Source organism: Brevibacterium mcbrellneri ATCC 49030, from assembly GCF_000178455.1.
GTDB lineage: Bacteria > Actinomycetota > Actinomycetes > Actinomycetales > Brevibacteriaceae > Brevibacterium > Brevibacterium mcbrellneri.
Genome location: NZ_ADNU01000047.1, coordinates 1 through 19,841, shown reverse-complemented (window position 1 = coordinate 19,841; position 19,841 = coordinate 1). Strand labels below are relative to the sequence as shown.

Here is a 19,841-nt window from a genome sequence, read left to right as displayed (position 1 = left end):
GGTTCCAAAGTTTTCAGTTTGCTCACTCTGGGATTGGAAGCGTGGTGGGTTTGAAGCCTGGTCGCTGAGCTTCATACGTGTCGATATCGCCTTCGTGCTGGAGTGTCAGGCTAATGTCGTCCAGACCCTCCATGAGGCGGTAGCGCGTGAAGTCGTCAATGTCGAACGGCAGGGTTAGATCGTCACATTGGACCGTGCGTGTCTCCAGGTCGACCGTGACTTCGATTCCAGGCTGGTTTTCAATCCGCTTGAGAAGGAGATCAATGTCACCTTGTTCAAGCTGGGCGACAACAAGGCCGTTCTTGCCGGCGTTCCCACGGAAAATGTCGGCAAAGCGGGATGACAGAACGGCTTTGAATCCGTAGTCGCGAAGTGCCCACACTGCGTGTTCACGCGAAGAGCCTGTCCCAAAGTCTGGCCCAGCAACCAGCACGGACCCGTTTGCATACGGTTCGCGGTTGAGAACAAACTCAGGGTCTTTGCGCCAGCGCGCAAACAACGCGTCGTCAAAACCGGTCTTGGTTACGCGTTTGAGGTACACAGCCGGAATGATCTGGTCAGTGTCAACGGCTGAACGGTTCAATGGGACACCCACGCCGGTGTGTGAAGTGAACTTTTCCACGATGACTCCTATGTGCTCTTCGCTTCGAGGCTTTATGCCAGGTCTGCTGGGGTTGACAGGGTTCCATTCACTGCCGTGGCCGCTGCCACCACGGGGCTCACCAAGTGGGTGCGCCCACCTTTTCCTTGACGCCCTTCGAAGTTTCGGTTCGAGGTGGATGCGCACCGTTCGCCTTCAGAAAGCTGGTCTGGGTTCATTCCCAGGCACATGGAGCATCCGGCAAAACGCCATTCGGCACCGAAGTCCGTGAAGACCTTGTCAAGACCCTCTTCTTCAGCCTGCAGGCGCACTTTAGCCGACCCAGGGACAACCAGCATGCGTACATTGGGAGCCTTTAAACGACCTCGGAGAACGCTTGCTGCGCTACGCAGGTCCTCGATTCTGGCGTTCGTGCACGAACCTAAAAACACGGTATCCACCGCGATGCCTTTTAGTGGGGTGCCGGGGGTTAAGCCCATATACGCCAGGGCATTTTCTGCCGCGATTCGTTCGTTCTCATCAACAATCTTGGCGGGGTCAGGAACCGACTGCGAAAGTGGCAAACCTTGACCAGGGTTGGTCCCCCACGTGACATAAGGTTCGATGTCCGCGGCATCCAGAACGACCTCGGCGTCGAATTCCGCGTTCTCATCCGTACGCAAGGTCTTCCAGTACGCAACCGCTTGGTCCCATGCGTCGCCCGTGGGCGCGTGAGGGCGACCCCGCAAGTACTCGAAGGTGATGTCGTCGGGTGCGACCATGCCGGCGCGGGCACCTGCTTCAATCGACATGTTGCACAGGGTCATGCGTGCTTCCATGGACAGGTTGCGGATCGCGTCACCGCGGAACTCAAGCACGTGGCCGGAACCCCCGTTGGTGCCGATTTTTGCGATGACAGCCAGGATGATGTCCTTAGCCGAAGAGTGCTCAGGCAGGGTTCCGTTGACCGTAATGGCCATGGTCTTAAACGGCTTGAGAGAAAGCGTTTGGGTGGCCAGCACGTGTTCGACTTCGCTGGTGCCGATCCCGAACGCGAGCGCACCGAACGCGCCGTGGGTCGAAGTGTGGGAGTCACCACACACCACAGTGGTTCCCGGCTGCGTCAGGCCCAGCTGAGGGCCCACCACGTGTACGATTCCCTGTTCCACATCACCCAGCGAGTGCAAACGGATGCCGAACTCTTTCGCGTTCTTACGCAGAGTGTCGATCTGAGTGCGGCTGGTGAGATCGGCAATAGGCTTGTCGATATCAAGCGTGGGAGTGTTGTGGTCCTCCGTTGCGATTGTGAGGTCCGGGCGGCGGACTTTGCGGCCCGCGAGACGTAGACCTTCGAATGCCTGAGGGCTGGTCACTTCGTGGACGAGGTGGAGGTCAATGTAGATGAGGTCAGGTTCGTTGTTTTGACCGGCTGTGACAACATGGTCAGCCCAGACCTTCTCTGCAAGTGTGGTTCCCACGGTAGATCTCCTTCGTGACGCGCAACCTGCGCCTGTTATTAGGCACGGGCACTCTCACTGCGATTTTTCGAGACTCACACTAGCCAGATGTACCACCATCCGAACTTGCATCTTAGATGGTGAGACCTACAATTGAGGGTATGAGCAACCAAAATGGAAGCGGCGTTGGAGTTATCGACAAAGCCGCACTCGTCTTATCCGCACTTGAAGCCGGACCTGCTTCGCTGGCTGAACTTGTGAGCCTCACCGGCCTGGCTCGCCCCACCGCACACCGCTTGGCGGTTGCTCTTGAGTATCACCGGTTGGTTGGGCGCGACATTCAAGGGCGCTTCGTATTAGGCCCACGCCTGTCCGAACTTTCCTCCGCAGCCGGAGAAGACCGCCTTCTGGCAGCCGCTGGCCCTGTTTTGAACCAGTTGCGTGATCGCACAGGCGAGTCCGCTCAGCTGTTCCGTCGCCAGGGTGACCTGCGCTTGTGCGTCGCCGCCGCTGAACGGCCCGTGGGTCTGCGTGACTCCGTTCCTATTGGCGCCACTTTGAGTATGCGCGCGGGTTCCGCTGCGCAGGTGTTGCTCGCATGGGAGGAGCCAGACCGCATGCACACGGGTCTGCGTGGCGCACGCTTTTCTGCCACGATTCTTTCTGGTGTCCGCCGCCGAGGTTGGGCACAGTCGATCGCGGAACGCGAACGTGGCGTGGCGTCAGTTTCCGCTCCCGTCCGTGGCCCGAGTTCGCGGGTTGTTGCGGCCGTGTCGATTTCCGGTCCGGTGGAGCGTCTGACTCGGCAGCCTGGCCGTTTGCACGCACAGTCGGTTCTTGAGGCTGCGAAAGCTCTTACGGATGCGCTGAACCGGGCCTGAGGTTCGCGGAAGTGCCGGGCCCTGTCTGGCAGGAGTTACTCTGCCGTCTAGGCAAATAAACGAGGGAGTCTGCGCGGTGGATTCAAGTGGTGGTTGCAACACCTTTGTGTTGTCTTAGTTGTGAAGCATCCTGGGTTTAGCGCCGAGTCTCAGTAAGGTCGAGCTGGCGACAATGAGCTGGGTCCACTGGTGGAACACCACCCGACTCCACGAAGCGCTCGACTACCGCACCCCAGCAGCAGTCGAAGTGGCCTACACTCACACCATGACGACCGCGCCCGTGGCCGTCTAACCACGGAACAAAAACCCAAGCGCGCTTCAGGTATTCGTCTCATGAGGCAACGAAACCGTTTCGCAGCATTTCTTGTGAGTCAACGCCCCCCGCGACGAGCACACTTGCAGCAACAGCGCCCCGCCACGATCAGGAGAACCATGCCGTACACCAACTACGAGACTAAAGTTGAGAATCCCAGACACCAGCACAACATCATGGCCATTGTCGGCAATGGATTTGACATACAAGCACTCAGCGACCTCGGCGTCCGCGGCGACACCAAGTACACGTCGTTCTACTACTTTCTCAAATCTCGAAGCTTCAAAACCGACAACCTCATCTTCGAGCAGATGAGCGAACTTGAAACAAACGGAGCCGAAAACTGGAGCGACGTCGAAGGCGCCATCGACCGGCTATACAGGGCAGGAACAGCCGTAGCGGAGATAAGCGACGCCATGCATGAGATCCAAGGCGAGTTCGCCACTTTCCTTGACCAACTCGTAAACCCATCCACTCTCACGAAACTCAACGAGCAAACTGTCACCCACAGAATGACCCTCGCTAGCCTCATGGAGTTCCTCGGCGACCTCAGCGACCCAGACGAGTACTCAAGAATGTCCTTCCCAGCAACTACCGATATTGGGGATATCTACAACTTCCTCTTCATTAACTTCAACTACACCAGCCTGCTCGACAACTACCTCTACCTCGACAAAACTCAATTTGAGCCACACCCCTTTATCAGCTCAGACCGCCAGACTTACTTCCACCCCAACCCCCGCGGGCACAATGTCCTCCTTCCGGGACCGCGAAAGAGCTGCGAGCGTCAGGAGTTCTCCGCGGCCACCTACCTAGCCACAGATATCATTCACCCCCACGGCACACAGTCCACCCCACGTTCCCTCCTCTTCGGCATCGATCCGCACGAAGGAGATGAGGTTGGGCGCGTGCTATCCAAGCCATACTGGGCACAGAACGAACGCGAGTACGCCGATCTGTTCCCCAATACCAACCTCTTCATTATCTTCGGTACATCTCTCGGCAGCACCGACCGCTGGTGGTGGCACAACATCCTCGCTACCCTTCAACGCCAAGACGCACAGCGACCTGACATCCTCATTTACTGGTATGACGACATCGGGGAAGCCACCCCAGATTCCGTCAAAGCCCGGCTCGTCGAAGCCAGCGGCCTCGCAGTCACCGACGAGCTCCGCCAAGCCGTCAACGCCCACACCCGTGTAATCCTGTACGACAACACCACGCCCCGCGCCTTCCTCAACACCAACCCCGACCACATCCCCCTCTGGATCCACCGAAACAATCAAGCGATGCCATGATTTCTTACTACCTGGGTCGACACGAACGCGCATACCGGCCCAAGCACCTTCGTAATCACTGAGATCAAGCCACACGCATGGCAAGCAGCACCAGCATTTCCGTGTCCCGCGTCAAGTAGTTGGCAGAATCTCCGTGGGTTGAAATGTCGGGACGGTGGGGCCGACTAGTCCCAGGTGTACCTCCTTTGGCCCGTTCCATGAGATGACCTCAAGAGGGCGGATCTCTTTGTACCCGATCTAGTAATCCTCGGCCCGCTCGGCCGCCGTCGATGTCGGCATAGCCCAAGTATTCGTTACGCCACTGGTTCGGTGTCTGGGCGAGACGCTTGATGTCCGGGATCGGGCAGGTCGGGAAGGACGGGAGAATCTTGTCGGCGATCGCTCTGCCGGCGGAGGGTGCGTCCTTGTGGTAGACGTCGCGCCCCTGCTGGGCACGGCGGCGAACGTCGTCGATGACGGCGGTAGCGAACGTGACGACGTGGACGTCGTCCAGGGCCGGGCGGGGCGTCCTCGAGCAAGTCATCGATGGCGTTCATGCACCCATGGAACGGGTCCAGCGGTGCCACCGAGCCGCCCACGCCGTGAGCTTCGCGCGAGGCACCGCGACATACTAGTCTTGCTCGACGAACGACTCGACAGTACAGCCTGCATCCGTGCACAGCCAGAGGCGCTTACGCCCGAGGATCCGCACCGTCCGACCGAACGTCGGCACTTCGGCGCGTCGCACGCCCCCACACTCGACAGCAAAGATCCATCAAATCTCGCACGGGGTTCTGTCTTCATCGTGAGCGCACCAAGGTGGATTGTGCCGAGAACATCCCTCAGCGAAAATTTTATCCCCTGGAGCGATGCGCCTTATCAGTGATTTCAAGGACCGCGGACACCAGATCTGTGATGCCGGGTTCCTCGATGGGGAAGTGCCCGCACTCGCGAAGCATAATCACCTTATCGGGTGAAGCGAGACGACGGAAAACACGCATGCTCAATTCGACGGGAGTCCACGCGTCCCTGCTGGGATGAAGAAGCGCGATCGGGGTCGTCACCTGCTCAGGCGAGGTATGACGGTATCGCATGTATGAGGCCAGGAACCCGAGAGGAACTTTCGCGCCACCACCACGAGGGTCGGTCGCACACAGGTTAGAGAGCCCTGGATTTCGGCTCATCTTCGAGAGATTCGCCACCCAGCGCATCGAGATCATCGCCGATGCGACCCGGCCACGCGCCAAAGCAGACAGCACCCCGCCCAAGGCACCCAGCGGCCCGAAACGGGTCATATGGGTCCGGGAGCGCCAATCCCGGGGATCGAGGAGGCAGGTAGCCGCGACGGTCGTCACGAGGGAAGTCTGCGCGGCGACTTCGTAGGCGAGCATGCCCCCGATGCTGGCGCCGAGCAGGGTCAGGGGCCGCCCATCATGTTCTGCCTCAACAAGATTAATCAGGAGCTGCACCCAGTCTTCGTAGCGCACCGTCTCGGGGTTGGGCGAGACTGTGCGGCCGTACAGTGGCAGATCGACAGCAGCTATATCCAGGCCGCGTTCAGCCAGCTGTGCGGCCAGCGGCCACAGGGCAGCGCTATTACCTCCCGCGCCATGGATCACCAGTATGCGTGCCGGAGCGTCAGAACGGCGCGCTCGTGCAATGTGAATGCTGTGACCACGCCAAGCCCACCAGGTCTCTTCTGGTTCCCGTTTGCCAGCAGCTCTCCTTCCGGCTGGCAAAAACGCTGCGTAAGGATAGAGGGCCATTCCCCGAGGATATCGAACGAGTCTGCGATACTCGTTATTTCGAACTTTGCTGTTGAGTGCAGGGCGCGCTTTTCGGCCACGATTCTTTCTGGTGTCCGCCGCCGAGGTTGGGCACAGTCGATCGCAGAACGCGAACGCGGCGTGGCGTGGCGTCAGTTTCCGCTCCCGTCCGTGGCCCCAGTTCGCGGGTTGTTGCGGCCGTGTCGATTTCCGGACCGGTTGAGCATTTGACCCGGCAGTCTGGCCGTTTGCACGCACAGTCGGTTCTTGAGGCTGCGAAAGCTCTTACGGATGCACTGAACCGCGCATAAGACCTGAGCGCAGGCCGGGGCTGCCCTTTCTTGAGTGACCCCAGTTTTTATGTGCGAATTGCGTAACATATTTGATGTAGCACCATGAACAAAGGCGTCCAGAATGACTGACAACTACCCTTCAAGCGGCGCACCCAACAGCTCAACGCCACCTTCTAACGTTCCCAACTCCTCTAACGCTTACGGCTCGGGCCCATACGGATCCGGCCTTCAGGTAGCGGCGGGAAGTGCCCCGCAGGGGTCTGCCCAAACCGGCCCTGTTGCACCGCAACAGCAGTATGCTTCAGCCACTGTTCAACCTACTGCCGGGCAACCTGTTGCAAGCCAGCCTGCCGCTGGGCAGCCGTATCCAGCTGCCAACTACAACACCGGTGAGGTTTCCCAGACAACTGGCCAGCTTCAAGCGCAGGCTCCTAAAGGAAACGGGTTTACGCGCTTCTTCAAGGCATTGTTTGATCTGAAGTTCGAAAACTTTGTGACGATCAACTTTGCAAGTGTTTTGTACACGCTTTCGATCGTCACTGCGGTGGGAACGTGGCTTCTGTGGATCGTCATCACTGCGCTTGCTTCTGCAGCCGCTAGCGGTCTCAGCTACGCCCTGTCTGGCTCAGGCGGTGGGATGTTGGGCATGATGTTCCTGCCCACTATTTTCCTGGGGTGGATTCCTGCTCTTGCGCAGATCATTTTGTCGCGTATTGCGCTCGAATTCATGGTTGCCAGTATCCGTACGGCGCAAAACACCACGGAAATGCGGAGGGCTCTGACCGACTAATCTCCGGGCTCGCAACCGGAACCGCACGCATGAGGGGCGCATCTAAGACAGATGCGCCCCTCATGTGTATGAAGTTTTGGAATGTGTACCCCCGAGCAGGTTCGAACTGCCGTTTCCGCCTTGAGAGGGCGGCGTCCTAGGCCACTAGACGACGGGGGCTTGTGCTGAAATAGCGCTGGGGTACCAGGACTCGAACCTAGACTAAATGAACCAGAATCACTCGTGCTGCCAATTACACCATACCCCAATGCAAGACTCGGGCTTGAAGCCCGCGTCGGCAACGAAAGACTACTTTACATACCTCGGCGCTCTTGTGCAAAACCGGCACGAATTTGTGTTGCCCATCAGAGGGGGCGCTATCATCAAACGAACTCATTGGTTGTTTCACAGGAGGCGAAAATGCTCCTACCAACTGTGGTCTTTTCTTCGACGCTGGCGACCGGCCCGCAGGTTCCGTTTTATGCCGACGCCGGTGTTGTGGCCATGATGTTCGTGGCTCCTGTTTCGCTCATTTTGCTGGTCACTGCGATAGTCCTGGTGGTTTTCGCTCGGCTCCAACCGTTACACACGACACTGCTGATTCTGTTAGCAGTATTCGTGCCCATTCTGGGTTCGATCATCGCGATCATCATCGCTACCGTGCTCAAACGGCGGAACTAAGCTGTGAGCTAACAGCCCCACGCGCCATCACACTTCGCCGCGGGTCATGGCCAGCAGGCGGTCCAGTACCCGCTCCCCTGACGCACGCAGTCCGTTGTGCTCATATTCGTTAGTCACCCACGGTTCAACCCCCGCGAGCTTCGCAGTAGCCAAGGAATGTTTGCACGGCACATACGCATCGTCGAAGTACACCGCAGCCGCCGCAGGAACCTTGCCTCGCACCTGAGCAAGTTTGTCCGCGTCCCACATGACCGGCCATTCGTGGTCGGCTAGCACATGCGCCACGTCCTTCCACGCTTCCAGAGGCCCGGACTCAAAGTGGTCCTGCGTCACGTGCTCACCCGCCAGGGCGAACGGCGACTGCCCTTCTGGGCGGGCACGTTCGGCAGCCCAACGTGTAGCGGTGCTAGAAGCCCAGCAACTTTCGTGCAACACCGCATAGATGGGGTTGCGCGCGCCAAAGGTCAAAGCGTCCTGCAGGTCGTGACGCCCGGCCATCGAGTCACCCAGCGCCAACAGGTAGTTCAGGCGTTCCGCTCCCCCGCTGGCCCCCAGGAACTGCCCTAAGCCACGCACGTGCGCCTGCGTGGCCACGGTGCCATCCGGTAGCTCAATCCCATCGGCCGCACGCTCAAACAGACGCTCATACGCTTCGCGCGTGTGCGGGTAGCGCTTGAAGAACCGATCCGACTTCCCCGCCATGATTTCCCACGTATCGCGGTACACAATGGCCGGATCAGCGTCAGCCTCACCGCCGTCCGCACCTGGCACCCGTGGCAGCCCGCCGGTGAACATGACGCGCTCCAAGGACACCGGGTGTTCTGCCAAGTACCGCAACGCGGTGAACCCGCCGAACGACTGCCCCAACACCGCCCAGGTGGAAGCACCCAGGGACTCGCGAACGACCTCGGCGTCCTCCACAATGGCATCCGCCCGGAAATGCGTCAGATAGTCCGCCACTGCGGTCGGCGTCTGGTTCTCGCCCGTGCCCACGAAGTGCCCGTCAACAAATCCAACGGGACTGGACTGCCCGGTGCCCCGCTGGTCCAACATGACCACGTTGTATTCGCGAAGTGCGCGCCCAACCCACCCCGACGGCTCGGTCACTCGCTGGGCTTCAAAGCCCGGCCCACCCTGCAGGTACACCAGGTACGGCTTCTCCGTAGAACCCGGCAGGGAGTACACGCGCGCAAACACCTCGAGCTCCCCTGGGGTATCCCCAAAGTGATCGAGCGGCACCGTGACGGTGTGTTCGTCAACAGTGAGTCCGGGAATCGTGTACGTGCGGGTGAGCATGGGTCTCCTTGTCGTTGTTCGCCGAGGTGGTTGCCGGGTTTTCGCCGGTCAGGCGGGTTTCCCCGCCCAGGGCGGGCTGGCGGGTTACTCAGCCAGGTGTTCGCGCAGTTTGTTGAGGCGGAACATGGACGATTCCTTGCCCAGAATCTCCATGGACTCGAACAGAGGTGGCGAAATACGGCGCCCAGAAACTGCCACGCGAAGCGGTCCGAACGCCAGGCGCGGCTTGATTCCGGCCTTGTCCACCAGGGTTTCTTGTAGTGCCGTGTGGAGCGTGTCGGTGGTCCAGTCGGTGATGGGTTCCAGCGTTGCAATTGCCTGGTCCAGCACCTCAGGGGCAGTGTCTTTCAGAGTCTTCAGGCCGTCTTCGTAGAACTCAAAGTTGTCATCTGACACGAAGAGGAAACGCAGAAGGTCAGGGGCTTCGCTGAGCAGGTTCATACGAGTCTGCACAAGCGGAGCCGCTTCCTTCAACACTGCCAACTGTGCGTCGCTCGGTTCCTGGGGCAACACCTCGGCCGTCTGCAGGTACGGCACCAGACGCTGCGCAAAGTCCTCAACGTCCAACATGCGAATGTGGTCAGCGTTGATAGCGGTGGCCTTCTTCACGTCGAAACGCGCCGGGTTAGGCAACACGTCGTGGATATCGAATGCCTCGATGAGTTCATCAACGGTGAAAATGTCGCGGTCAGCAGCGATCGACCAGCCCAGGAGGGCAAGGTAGTTGATGAAACCTTCGGGGATGAACCCGTTGTCGCGGTGGTGGAACAGGTTCGATTCGGGGTCACGCTTGGACAGCTTCTTGTTGCCTTCACCCATCACATAGGGCAGGTGACCAAACTCTGGGGTGCGCTCAGCAACACCGATCGCCTTGAGGTGTTCGTACAGAACAATCTGGCGTGGGGTTGAACTCAACAGGTCTTCACCACGCAGCACGTGGGTGATCCCCATGAGCGCGTCATCAACCGGGTTGACCAGCGTGTATAGCGGCTGGCCGTTTGCACGCACAACCACGAAGTCGGGAACGGAACCGGCCTTGAACGTGATGTCGCCACGCACCATGTCTGTGAACGTGATGTCTTCATCCGGCATGCGCACACGCCACACAGGTTCACGGCCCTGTGCCTTGAACTCTGCGATCTGTTCCTGGGTCAGGTCACGGTCGAACCCGTCGTAGCCCAATTTGGGGTCACGGCCTGCAGCCCGGTGACGGGCTTCGATTTCTTCTGCGTTGGAGTACGACTCGTAAATGTGGCCGCCGGCCTTGAGCTTCTCAATGATCTCAGCGTAGATGTCGCCGCGCTGTGACTGGCGGTAAGGGCCGTGTGGTCCGCCCACATCGATACCTTCGTCCCAGTCCAACCCCAGCCACTTCATCGCTTCGATGATTTGGCCGTAGGACTCTTCTGAGTCACGGGCGGCGTCGGTGTCTTCGATACGGAAAACAAAGGTTCCGCCGGTGTGCTTGGCGTACGCCCAGTTGAACAGGGCGGTACGTACCATTCCCACGTGCGGGGTTCCGGTTGGTGACGGGCAAAAGCGGACTCGTACAGTCACGGTGTTCCTTCTTTGTATAGGTGTTCGTGTGTGTAAGTGTGTTCGTGCAACGACGCCAGACGCTAAACGCTAGACGTCCATGACAGGGTTGGACAGAATTCCCAGCCCGTCAATCGCAATGTCAACGCGGTTACCCGCCTCAATGCGACCCACTCCCGCAGGTGTTCCCGTCAAGATGACGTCACCTGGGAGTAGGGTCATGACTTCGGTGAGGTGGGCAATGACGGTGGGAATGTCGAAGATGAAGTCTTCAGTGTTCCCGTCTTGTTTGAGTTCGCCGTCAACCCACGACCGAATACGCACATTTTCTGGGTCGTATTCGGTTTCGATCCACGGCCCCAGAGGACAGCTGGAGTCGAAGCCTTTGGCTCGCGACCATTGTTTGTCGATCCGCTGGATGTCGCGCAGTGTCACGTCGTTTGCCGCGGTATATCCCAAAACATAGGAGTACGCGTTTTCTGGCGTAACGTTCTTGGCGATCTTGGAAATGACCACGGCCAGTTCAGCTTCGTAAGACACTTCTTCACTGATGGCGGGGAGGCGAATAGGCTCACCTGGCCCCACCACCGAGGTGTTGGGTTTGAAGAAGGTCAGCGGGCTGACCGGAACGTCGTTTCCGAGTTCGCGGGCGTGGTCGGCAAAGTTCCGACCCACCCCAATGACTTTTGAGCGGGGCAGGATCGGGGCCAACATCCGCACTTCGTCATAGGGCAGGCGTTCGCCGGTCGATTGCGCAGGGCTAAAGAATGGGTCAGAACTTAAGACCGCCACCTCCAGTTCCGAGGTGTCAAGAGTTCCGTCGTCGCTAACTTCAGGGAGATTTCCTTCAACTACGCCGTAATGTGGCGCGTCGTTGTGAACAAAACGAACGATTCGCATGGGCACTAGTCTAGTAGCCATGGAAACCCTCGCTTCGAATCCTGCGTATTCCCCTGTCACCGAATACTTGCAATCGATCCATGAAACCGGTTTGAGGAAAACCGGTGGAGCGTTGGCAGATTACATTCCCGAACTCGCCAATCAGGACCCCACTCTGTTTGGGCTGTCCCTGTGCACCCCGGAAGGAATAGTCTATTCCGTGGGAGACTCCGACACACAGTTTTCTATCCAGTCGGTATCGAAGCCGTTCGTGTATGCAATGGCGCTTGCCGACCGCGGCCTAGAACGTGTCAACCAGTCTGTTGGTGAGGAACCGTCTGGCGACCCGTTTAACTCGATCAGCTTGGATGAAGAGACCGGACGGCCAGACAACCCCATGATCAACATTGGTGCGGTCACTACCCACGCCTTGGTGCATTCAAAAGGAGCCAGCAGGGAAGTACGCGAAAATCGGATTCTCGCCGGAATGAGCGCTTTTGCTGGACGGGAGTTGTCCTATGACGACGCCGTGTACGAGTCTGAGATCGACAAGGCGTGGCGTAATCTAGCACTGGCTGCGCTGGTGCGTGCGAATGACCTCATCATCAGTGATCCCGCCGAGGTGGTGCGCGGCTACACGCGTCAGTGTTCCGCTTTGGTGACCACCAAGGACCTGGCAGTCATGGGGATGACGTTGGCCTCCGGTGGAGTGAACCCCCAGACAGGCGAGCGCGTGGTTCCCGAATGGGTGGCCCAGCAGGTGTTGTCCGTGATGACTACGTGCGGCATGTATGACGCGGCTGGTGACTGGCTCACCAATGTGGGGATCCCTGCCAAGTCCGGGGTCTCTGGTGGCATCATGGGCTCGCTGCCCGGCCAGATGGGGGCGGCCGCGTTTTCGCCTCCGATTGATAAGTTCGGCAACTCGGTACGCGGCGTGGACGCGTTTGAACGCATGAGCGAAGACTTGGGCCTTCACATGATGAAGCCACCCAGCCCGATCCTGTCGTCTGTTCTGGAAAAAGAAACGGACAGCTCGGGTCGCCTGCACATTCACATTCAGGGAAGTATGGACTTCTCGCTGGCTGAAAAAGCCTTGCGGTCCATTCTCGAGACCCCGCAAAACAGCCAGCCCATCGTTATCGACTTCAGGAGTGTGCCGTCGGTGTCCCTGGTGGGGTACAAGCTGCTTCACGCTGGAATCTTTGAGCTTAAGCGCCGTGGCCACACGGTCACCATCCTCGATCCCAATGAGCACTTTGCGGACCTACGCGAAGAGGTCTACACGTCGCTGTCTGACATCGAACCGACCGAAGAACCCGTCGATTCGAGCTGGTTCGCTAAGTGATGTTCGACCTCGGCCGGATTTCTGCCAACCTGCCTGCAGCCTCGCTGGTGGCCCAGATTGCGGATCAACGACCTCGGGTAGCTGTTATCCAGGCACCCCCGGGTTCCGGTAAGACCACTGTGGTCCCTCCCGCGGTTGCCAATCTGGGTTCAGGGCGCGTGGTGGTCACGCAGCCTCGCCGCATTGCCGCTCAGGCGGCGGCTGCCCGGTTGCGGGAACTGTCCGGGGTGCCGGTGGGGTACACCGTCCGAGGTGACCGTGACGTCCCAGCGGATGCGAAGGTTGAGTTCGTGACGACTGGGGTGTTGATCCGCCGGTTGTTGCGGGACCCGGAGTTGGCCGGGGTTTCGGCCGTCATTTTGGACGAGGTCCATGAGCGGTCGATCGATTCGGACCTGGCGTGTGCGTTCGTGGCGCAGGTCGCGGCGATGCGGGATGACCTGCGGGTGTATGCGATGTCGGCCACGTTGGAAAGTGACATGTGGATGGGCCTTCTCACGCAAGCCACGAGCGAAGAGGCGACGCTGTTGTCCGCTCACGTGCCCACGTTTGAGTGTGAGACCGTGTGGGAGCCCGGACTGCGTCCGCTCACTGAACGTGGCGTGGACTGGGGCTTCTTGGACCACGTGGCAAGTGTCGCTGCCTGCGAGGCTCAGCACCGCAGCGAGCGCGGTGGCGACGTCTTGGTGTTTGTGCCCGGTGCGCGCGAAATTGAGCGCGTGGCAGCCAGTGTGCGCCGTGACTTCCCCACCGAGGAGCTGTCCGGCCGGCTTAGTGTTGCGGCCCAGCAGCAGATTGTGCGCGGTCACGTACCTGGGAGCACTCGGGTGATTGTGGCGACCAACATCGCCGAATCGGCGATCACGGTTCCAGGGGTGCGCTCTGTAGTCGATGCTGGACTGGATCGTCAGGCGCGTTTTGATTCCGTGCGCGGGATGTCCGGCCTGGTCACCGTGGGCGCGTCAAAAGCGGCCATGGTGCAGCGTGCGGGCCGTGCGCACCGTGAAGCCCCGGGCCGGGTCATCAGGTGTATGAGCCAAGCGGATTTCGCGTCCCGGCCGGCCCACACTCCCCCAGAGATCACAACGTCAGACCTTACGTCTACTGTGCTTGATTTAGCGGTGTGGGGAACCCCGCTGGGAGTCGGGCTGGACATGCCAACGGAGCTGCCGCCTCGGGCAACGGAGCGAGCGGTGCAGGCACTCACTGCACTGGGAGCGTTGGACCAGGACGGGGAGGCGACCCCGGTTGGGCACAGGCTTGCGAGCGTCCCGGCCGATCCGCATGTGGCTCGCGCGCTGTTTGACGGGGTGGAAAAGGTGGGGCCTCAGGCGGTGCGAGTCGCGTGCGCGCTGGCCACTGATGAGCGGGCGCGTGATGTGCCGGAGTTGGTGTCGAAGCTTTCGGGCACGGCGACGTTTGAGCGCGAGGTGGCCCGGCTTTCCCGGATTGCTGGCGTGGATGCGCCCCAGGGTTCCGTGCCACGTTCTGTTGTGGGGTTGGTGACTGCGTTGGCGCGCCCGGAGTGGATTGCCCGCCGCCGAGGTGACACCTACCTGACCGCGTCCGGGACCGGTGTGCGTGCGGATGGGTTCGATGACTGGATCGCGATTGCAAGCATGGCACGGGCGGGAAGTAAGGCGCGTGCGCAGCTGGCCGTGTCGATCGATGAAGCGACTGCGCTAGAGGCCGCCGGTGCGTTACACCGCACGGTTGAGCGTGCTGAGTTTACAGACGGCAAAGTGCGGGCCCGGAAGGTGGAGGAACTGGGTGCGATTGAGCTCGCATCCACCCCGGTGCAGCCGTCAGCTCAGGCGGTTGTGGACGCTGCGCGGGCTGCGTGTGAGACACGTGGATTGCACGCCGTGGTGCCGGGGATTTCCGAACAGCCGGGTGAGGGCGATCCCGCATTTGAGGCCTTGCGCGCAAGGTTGGGTTATGTGCGCGCCGTCGTAGGTGACCCGTGGCCCAATGTCACCCTGGATGCCCTGCAGGACCTCACGTGGCTCGAACCTGATCTGGAGGCACTGGGCCGCGGGCACAAGATTGACCTGGTTGCGGCCTTGCAGCGCGTACTGCCGTGGCCGGAAGCGGCCCGGCTCAACGAGCTGGTTCCTGAACGGCTCGAGGTTCCCAGCGGTGCCAAAATCCGGGTCACCTACCCCACGCCTGAGTCTCACGGGGATCAGCCGGAAGCGCCCGTGTTAGCGGTGAAACTCCAAGAGTGCTTTGGTCTGGCCGACACACCTTCAATTCTGGGCCGCCCAGTCCTCATGCACTTGTTGTCACCAGCCCGCAGGCCCTTGGCGGTCACGGATGATCTGCGCAGTTTTTGGAATGGGGCGTATGCGCACGTGCGGGCCGAAAACCGGGGCAAGTACTCCAAGCACCCGTGGCCCGAAGACCCGTGGAACGCGGTACCCACGGCGCGCACTAACCGGTCAGCACCTCGGTGAACTACCCGCACCTGGCCGATAGAATAATTCCAGACTTCAGAAAGGGGCGCTCATGAAAATCGTCGCTGTTTCAGGTGCTGCAGGAAATATCGGATACAACGTTTTGGGCCGTCTCGCTGACGGCTACGTCTACGGAGACGAACCCATCGAGTTGAGGCTCCTTGAAGTCCCGCAGGCGGTTCAGGCTCTAGACGGGGTCATTATGGAGCTCGTGGACCACGCCTCCCCGCGCATCGCAAACATCGTGGCCACCGATGATCCCGAGGTTGCCTTCGACGGCGCTCACGCAGCCTTGCTCATTGGTTCCGCACCCCGCAAGGACGGCATGACCCGTGGCGATCTTCTTGAAGTCAACGCAGGCATTTTCTCCACTCAAGGCCGCGTTCTGGGACAGGTCGCCCACCCGGACTGCAAAGTCGTGGTCACCGGAAACCCTGCCAACACGAACGCGCTGGTGGCCGCCCACCACGCAGAAAAAGAAGGCTTCAACCCCGCAAACATCACCGCGCTGACCCGCCTGGACCACAACCGCTTGATTGGACAAGTGGCCCAGCGCGCCCGCGTAAGTGCCGGTGACATCGCTCAGGTGGCCGTGTGGGGTAACCACTCCAACACGCAGTTCCCTGACCTCACGTTCGCAACCGTGGGTGGCACTCCCGCCCTGGACGTCATTGACAGGGACACCTGGTTGGACACCATCGTGCCTACCGTCGCTACCCGCGGTGGTGCCGTTATTCAAGCCCGAGGTGGTTCCTCGGTGGTGTCTGCAGCGTCAGCGACCCTGGATCACCTCCGCGACTGGGAACAGGGAACGGACGGCCGTTGGGTTTCCATGGCGGTCCCCACGCAGGCGCTACCTGAGGAGGCGCGCTACGGGGTTCCTGCCGGTGTGGTCTACTCCTACCCGGTGACCATTGAAAACGGCACCTACACAGTGGTTCCCCAGCTGGAACTGGACGACCTTCAGCGGGAGCGGATTACCGCCTCGGCCAACGAACTCCTTGACGAACGCTCCACCGCAGCGGGCAAAGGACACCTCGACTAAACCGTGCACGTTCTTTCACCCCGCGAATGGCGGGAACTTCGTGACGCTCATGAACAGGCCGTTCATGAGCGCACCGCTTCCCACCTGGAACGCCGGTCCCGCGGCGAAAAGCACCCGGTTGAGGACTTCCTTTTCACCTACTACCCGTTCAAACCCGGCAAACTCGCCACATGGCACCCGGGTGCGGGAACAGCAGTGATGGTTGAGACCTCGGCGGATGAGGCCTACTTCAACCGGCGCTGGTACACACGTAGCCAGCACGCCGGGCACACGGTGGCCCACGTTGACGTGGGCGCGTGGGAAGCCGACCGTGGCCAGGGAGCAACGTTTATCCGGCAACTGTTGGAAGCGACCGTGGACCGGGAAGCGTCGTTCGGATGTTTTGGGTTGCACGAATGGGCCATGGTGTACAAGCAGACGACGCAGGAACACCGCCACTCGCACGTGCCTTTGCGGTTGAGCCAAGAAGAGACGGACCGCGTGGTCGAAAATCACCGCATCCAGTGCAGCCACTACGACGCGTTCAGGTTTTTCACTCCCCCGGCGCGCCCGCTGAACACGTTGCAACCCACGCGGCAAGGGATGCGCGCGAACGAACAACCTGGTTGTCTGCACGCCGGAATGGACTTGTACAAGTGGGCGATGAAGCTGGAGCCGATCGTGGAATCGGCGACGGTGTTGGACGCGTTCGACCTGGCGCGTGCGATTCGCACACTCGACATGGAAGCCTCACCCTATGATGTGCGCGCGTGGGGGTATGGGGTCGTGGCGATTGAAACCGCGCAGGGGAAAGCCGAATACATGCGCAGGCAAGAGGAGTTTTCCCGGCAGGCTCAAGCCTTGAGACGTCGTCTCATCACCCAGATTGACCAGGCACAAAACCTGATCCAGTAGTCACGCTGATGCTAGACTCCCAGGCATGGGTCGGTTTAGTTTCTTGCAGTGGCCGGTGGTGCGGCAGCTCACCACTGGTGACGCGTTTGGTCGCGGTCCTTCCGTGACCAGTACAAAGACCCAGAACACTGAACCGCGCACGGTGACCGCTGACAAAGTCGTTCAGTCGGTGTGCCCCTATTGCGCGGTGGGATGTGGTCAACGAATCTTCGTGAAAGACAACAAGGTTGTACAGATCGAAGGTGACCCGGACTCCCCTATTTCACGTGGACGTTTGTGCCCTAAGGGTGCAGCCTCAGAACAGTTGGTCAACGCGCCTGGACGTGTCACGGATGTCCTGTACCGTGCTCCCCACTCCACGGATTGGGAAAAGATCAGCTTAGACACCGCGATGGACATGATCGCGGAACGTTTCATTGAAGCGCGTCGCGCTCACTGGCAAGACACTGACGAACACGGTCGTCCGCTCAACCGCACCATGGGAATCGCGTCCCTGGGTGGAGCCACGATCGACAACGAAGAAAACTACCTGGCCAAGAAGCTGTTCACCGCCGCAGGCGCTGTTCAGATGGAGAACCAGGCGCGTATTTGACACTCTGCCACGGTCCCCAGTTTGGGGTCCTCATTTGGGCGAGGAGGCGCCACCCAGTACCTCCAGGACATGGCCAATGCCGATTGCATTGTGATCCAAGGTTCTAACATGGCTGAAGCTCACCCCGTTGGGTTCCAATGGGTGACGGAAGCTAAAAAGCGTGGGGCACGCGTCATTCACATCGACCCTCGCTTTAGTCGCACCTCGGCACTTGCTGACAAGTACGTGCCTATCCGGGCGGGTTCAGACATTGTGTTCTTGGGAGCGCTCATCCGGTGGGTCATCGAAAACGACGCGTACTTTGCTGAGTACGTGCAGGCCTACACCAACGCCGCCACGATCATCAACGAGGACTACCGCGACACGGAGGACCTTGACGGTCTGTTCTCTGGGTTCGACAAGGACTCCAAGACCTACGACCAGACCAGTTGGGCATACGAGATCGACCCTGAAACGGGTCGCCCAGCCACCGACCCCACATATGAACACCCCAGGACTGTCTTCCAGATCCTTAAACGCCACTACTCGCGTTACACCCCTGAGCTGGTGGAACAGATGTGTGGCATTAAGCGCGAAGACTTTGAGTATGTAGCGCGCTCCATCACGCAGAACTCCGGGCGGGAACGCACCACGTGCTTTGCCTACGCAGTGGGCTGGACACAGCACTCCATGGGAACGCAGTTCATCCGCACGGCAGCCATCCTCCAGCTTCTGCTTGGAAACATGGGACGCCCAGGCGGTGGAATCATGGCGCTACGCGGGCACGCCACCATTCAAGGTGCGTCCGACATCCCAACCCTGTTCCACCTGCTTCCCGGTTACCTGCCCATGCCCAAAGCCGGAACGCACGACACCCTGGACCAATACCTCGGTGCCGTGGGTGACAAAAAGAAGAAGGGCTTCTGGGCCAATGGAGACGCGTATGCGGTGAGCCTGTTGAAGTCGTGGTGGGGTGACAAGGCCACGCCAGAAAACGACTTCGCGTACGACTACCTCCCCCGTATCAACGGACCGCACGGCACGTACCAGTCGTGCATGTTGATGCTTGAAGACAAGGTTGACGGGTACTTCTTGCTGGGGCAGAACCCGGCGGTGGGGTCTGCGAACGGTCGCATGCAACGTATGGCCATGTCGCACCTCAAGTGGCTGGTTGTGCGCGACTTCAACATGATCGAATCGGCGACCTGGTGGAAAGAGGGGCCCGAAATCGATACGGGCGAACTCCGCACAGAGGACATCGGTACGGAAATCTTCTTCATGCCGGCGGCCAACCACACGGAAAAAGCTGGTACGTTCACCCAAACCCAGCGCCTTGTACAGTGGCGTCACCAGGCCATCACCCCGCCCGGGGATGCCACCTCGGACCTGGAGTTCCTCTACGACCTCGGAAACCGGATCCGCGCAAAGCTCGCCGACTCCACAGACCCGCGTGACCGTCCGCTCTTGGACCTCACCTGGGACTACCCGGTCGATGAACACGGCGAGCCCGACGCCTCAGCGGTCCTTGCTGAGATCAACGGATTCCACCTCGACGGCCCTAACAAGGGTGAGCCACTCGCCAACTTCAATGAAATGCGGGCGGACGGAACCACCTCGGGCGGTTGCTGGATCTACACCGGAGTGTTTGCCGACGGAATCAACCACGCCGCCAACCGCAAACCCGGGCAGGAACAGGACACCGCGGCCCGCGAATGGGGTTGGGCATGGCCAGCCAACAGGCGCATGCTCTACAACCGCGCATCCGCAGACCCGCAAGGAAAGCCGTGGTCAGAGCGCAA

16 protein-coding genes, 2 tRNA genes and 2 pseudogenes are annotated in these 19,841 nt (G+C 60.0%); 11 read left to right on the top strand and 9 right to left on the bottom strand.

The window, feature by feature from the left end:
• Positions 1-22: 22 nt before the first annotated feature.
• Both leuD and leuC read right to left on the bottom strand, forming a co-directional pair.
• Positions 23-622, bottom strand: coding sequence for a 3-isopropylmalate dehydratase small subunit (gene leuD / locus HMPREF0183_RS08325; RefSeq protein WP_005884949.1), 600 nt, complete (start codon positions 620-622; stop codon positions 23-25).
• 32 nt (positions 623-654) lie between these two features.
• Positions 655-2,058, bottom strand: a complete 1,404-nt coding sequence (gene leuC, locus HMPREF0183_RS08320) for a 3-isopropylmalate dehydratase large subunit (RefSeq protein WP_005884947.1) — start codon at positions 2,056-2,058, stop codon at positions 655-657.
• A gap of 140 nt (positions 2,059-2,198) precedes the next feature.
• On the opposite strand from leuC, the gene HMPREF0183_RS08315 reads away from it, so the two are divergent.
• The 3 genes and pseudogenes from HMPREF0183_RS08315 (at position 2,199) to HMPREF0183_RS08305 (ending at position 4,529) form a co-directional block, all read left to right on the top strand.
• Complete coding sequence (locus HMPREF0183_RS08315; RefSeq protein ID WP_040348678.1) at positions 2,199-2,918, top strand: IclR family transcriptional regulator; 720 nt, start codon at positions 2,199-2,201, stop codon at positions 2,916-2,918.
• A 145-nt stretch (positions 2,919-3,063) separates the two neighbouring features.
• A pseudogene (locus tag HMPREF0183_RS08310) lies at positions 3,064-3,210 on the top strand (integrase core domain-containing protein); the annotation flags it as partial.
• A gap of 140 nt (positions 3,211-3,350) precedes the next feature.
• Positions 3,351-4,529: an AbiH family protein gene (locus HMPREF0183_RS08305; RefSeq protein ID WP_005884940.1), complete on the top strand. Its 1,179-nt coding sequence runs from the start codon at positions 3,351-3,353 to the stop codon at positions 4,527-4,529.
• Positions 4,530-4,737: 208 nt separating this feature from the next.
• Here the strand turns inward: HMPREF0183_RS08305 and HMPREF0183_RS12965 are convergent, their stop codons facing one another.
• Both HMPREF0183_RS12965 and HMPREF0183_RS08295 read right to left on the bottom strand, forming a co-directional pair.
• Positions 4,738-5,052, bottom strand: a complete 315-nt coding sequence (locus HMPREF0183_RS12965) for a hypothetical protein (RefSeq protein WP_005884938.1) — start codon at positions 5,050-5,052, stop codon at positions 4,738-4,740.
• Between the two features lie 310 nt (positions 5,053-5,362).
• Complete coding sequence (locus tag HMPREF0183_RS08295) at positions 5,363-6,274, bottom strand: alpha/beta hydrolase (protein WP_040348677.1); 912 nt, start codon at positions 6,272-6,274, stop codon at positions 5,363-5,365.
• A gap of 63 nt (positions 6,275-6,337) precedes the next feature.
• Here HMPREF0183_RS08295 and HMPREF0183_RS12845 point away from each other — a divergent pair.
• Both HMPREF0183_RS12845 and HMPREF0183_RS08290 read left to right on the top strand, forming a co-directional pair.
• Positions 6,338-6,585, top strand: a pseudogene (locus tag HMPREF0183_RS12845) (IclR family transcriptional regulator domain-containing protein); the annotation flags it as partial.
• A 103-nt stretch (positions 6,586-6,688) separates the two neighbouring features.
• A complete protein-coding gene (locus HMPREF0183_RS08290; RefSeq protein ID WP_005884935.1) occupies positions 6,689-7,357 on the top strand; it encodes a DUF4282 domain-containing protein in 669 nt (222 codons plus the stop codon).
• An 86-nt stretch (positions 7,358-7,443) separates the two neighbouring features.
• Here HMPREF0183_RS08290 and HMPREF0183_RS08285 read toward each other — a convergent pair.
• Together HMPREF0183_RS08285 and HMPREF0183_RS08280 are read right to left on the bottom strand one after the other, a co-directional pair.
• A tRNA-Glu gene (locus HMPREF0183_RS08285) sits at positions 7,444-7,516 on the bottom strand.
• Positions 7,517-7,532: 16 nt separating this feature from the next.
• A tRNA-Gln gene (locus HMPREF0183_RS08280) sits at positions 7,533-7,604 on the bottom strand.
• Between the two features lie 152 nt (positions 7,605-7,756).
• Here HMPREF0183_RS08280 and HMPREF0183_RS08275 point away from each other — a divergent pair.
• A complete protein-coding gene (locus tag HMPREF0183_RS08275) occupies positions 7,757-8,017 on the top strand; it encodes a hypothetical protein (protein WP_005884933.1) in 261 nt (86 codons plus the stop codon).
• A 27-nt stretch (positions 8,018-8,044) separates the two neighbouring features.
• Here the strand turns inward: HMPREF0183_RS08275 and HMPREF0183_RS08270 are convergent, their stop codons facing one another.
• From HMPREF0183_RS08270 to HMPREF0183_RS08260, 3 genes are all read right to left on the bottom strand, one after another.
• Positions 8,045-9,313 (bottom strand): alpha/beta fold hydrolase, encoded by a 1,269-nt coding sequence (locus tag HMPREF0183_RS08270; protein WP_005884931.1) that lies wholly within the window; start codon positions 9,311-9,313, stop codon positions 8,045-8,047.
• Positions 9,314-9,397: 84 nt separating this feature from the next.
• Positions 9,398-10,870, bottom strand: a complete 1,473-nt coding sequence (gene gltX / locus HMPREF0183_RS08265) for a glutamate--tRNA ligase (protein ID WP_005884928.1) — start codon at positions 10,868-10,870, stop codon at positions 9,398-9,400.
• A gap of 69 nt (positions 10,871-10,939) precedes the next feature.
• A complete protein-coding gene (locus HMPREF0183_RS08260; RefSeq protein WP_040348676.1) occupies positions 10,940-11,749 on the bottom strand; it encodes a fumarylacetoacetate hydrolase family protein in 810 nt (269 codons plus the stop codon).
• A gap of 19 nt (positions 11,750-11,768) precedes the next feature.
• Between HMPREF0183_RS08260 and glsA the strand changes: the two genes are divergently transcribed.
• From glsA to HMPREF0183_RS08230, 5 genes are all read left to right on the top strand, one after another.
• Complete coding sequence (glsA, locus tag HMPREF0183_RS08255; protein WP_156798214.1) at positions 11,769-13,076, top strand: glutaminase A; 1,308 nt, start codon at positions 11,769-11,771, stop codon at positions 13,074-13,076.
• Positions 13,076-15,532, top strand: coding sequence for an ATP-dependent RNA helicase (locus tag HMPREF0183_RS08250; protein ID WP_005884921.1), 2,457 nt, complete (start codon positions 13,076-13,078; stop codon positions 15,530-15,532). The genes glsA and HMPREF0183_RS08250 overlap by 1 nt, the downstream gene beginning before the upstream one ends.
• 52 nt (positions 15,533-15,584) lie before the next feature.
• Positions 15,585-16,577, top strand: coding sequence for a malate dehydrogenase (locus HMPREF0183_RS08245; RefSeq protein ID WP_005884919.1), 993 nt, complete (start codon positions 15,585-15,587; stop codon positions 16,575-16,577).
• 3 nt (positions 16,578-16,580) lie between these two features.
• Entirely contained in the window at positions 16,581-17,471 is an 891-nt protein-coding gene (locus HMPREF0183_RS08240; RefSeq protein WP_005884917.1) for a hypothetical protein, read from the top strand.
• Between the two features lie 25 nt (positions 17,472-17,496).
• The coding region (locus tag HMPREF0183_RS08230; protein WP_245527142.1) for a molybdopterin-dependent oxidoreductase at positions 17,497-19,841 on the top strand (2,345 nt) is incomplete at its 3' end.

What these genes read in the sequence shown, in the direction of transcription:
- HMPREF0183_RS08315 (WP_040348678.1), top strand. Translation starts at nt 2,199, where the DNA reads ATGAGCAACCAAAATGGAAGCGGCGTTGGAGTTATCGACAAAGCCGCA.
- HMPREF0183_RS12965 (WP_005884938.1), bottom strand. Translation starts at nt 5,052, where the DNA reads ATGACTTGCTCGAGGACGCCCCGCCCGGCCCTGGACGACGTCCACGTC.
- HMPREF0183_RS08245 (WP_005884919.1), top strand. Translation starts at nt 15,585, where the DNA reads ATGAAAATCGTCGCTGTTTCAGGTGCTGCAGGAAATATCGGATACAAC.
- HMPREF0183_RS08290 (WP_005884935.1), top strand. Translation starts at nt 6,689, where the DNA reads ATGACTGACAACTACCCTTCAAGCGGCGCACCCAACAGCTCAACGCCA.
- HMPREF0183_RS08295 (WP_040348677.1), bottom strand. Translation starts at nt 6,274, where the DNA reads ATGGCCCTCTATCCTTACGCAGCGTTTTTGCCAGCCGGAAGGAGAGCT.
- HMPREF0183_RS08250 (WP_005884921.1), top strand. Translation starts at nt 13,076, where the DNA reads ATGTTCGACCTCGGCCGGATTTCTGCCAACCTGCCTGCAGCCTCGCTG.
- glsA (WP_156798214.1), top strand. Translation starts at nt 11,769, where the DNA reads ATGGAAACCCTCGCTTCGAATCCTGCGTATTCCCCTGTCACCGAATAC.
- HMPREF0183_RS08260 (WP_040348676.1), bottom strand. Translation starts at nt 11,749, where the DNA reads ATGCGAATCGTTCGTTTTGTTCACAACGACGCGCCACATTACGGCGTA.
- HMPREF0183_RS08305 (WP_005884940.1), top strand. Translation starts at nt 3,351, where the DNA reads ATGCCGTACACCAACTACGAGACTAAAGTTGAGAATCCCAGACACCAG.
- HMPREF0183_RS08275 (WP_005884933.1), top strand. Translation starts at nt 7,757, where the DNA reads ATGCTCCTACCAACTGTGGTCTTTTCTTCGACGCTGGCGACCGGCCCG.
- HMPREF0183_RS08270 (WP_005884931.1), bottom strand. Translation starts at nt 9,313, where the DNA reads ATGCTCACCCGCACGTACACGATTCCCGGACTCACTGTTGACGAACAC.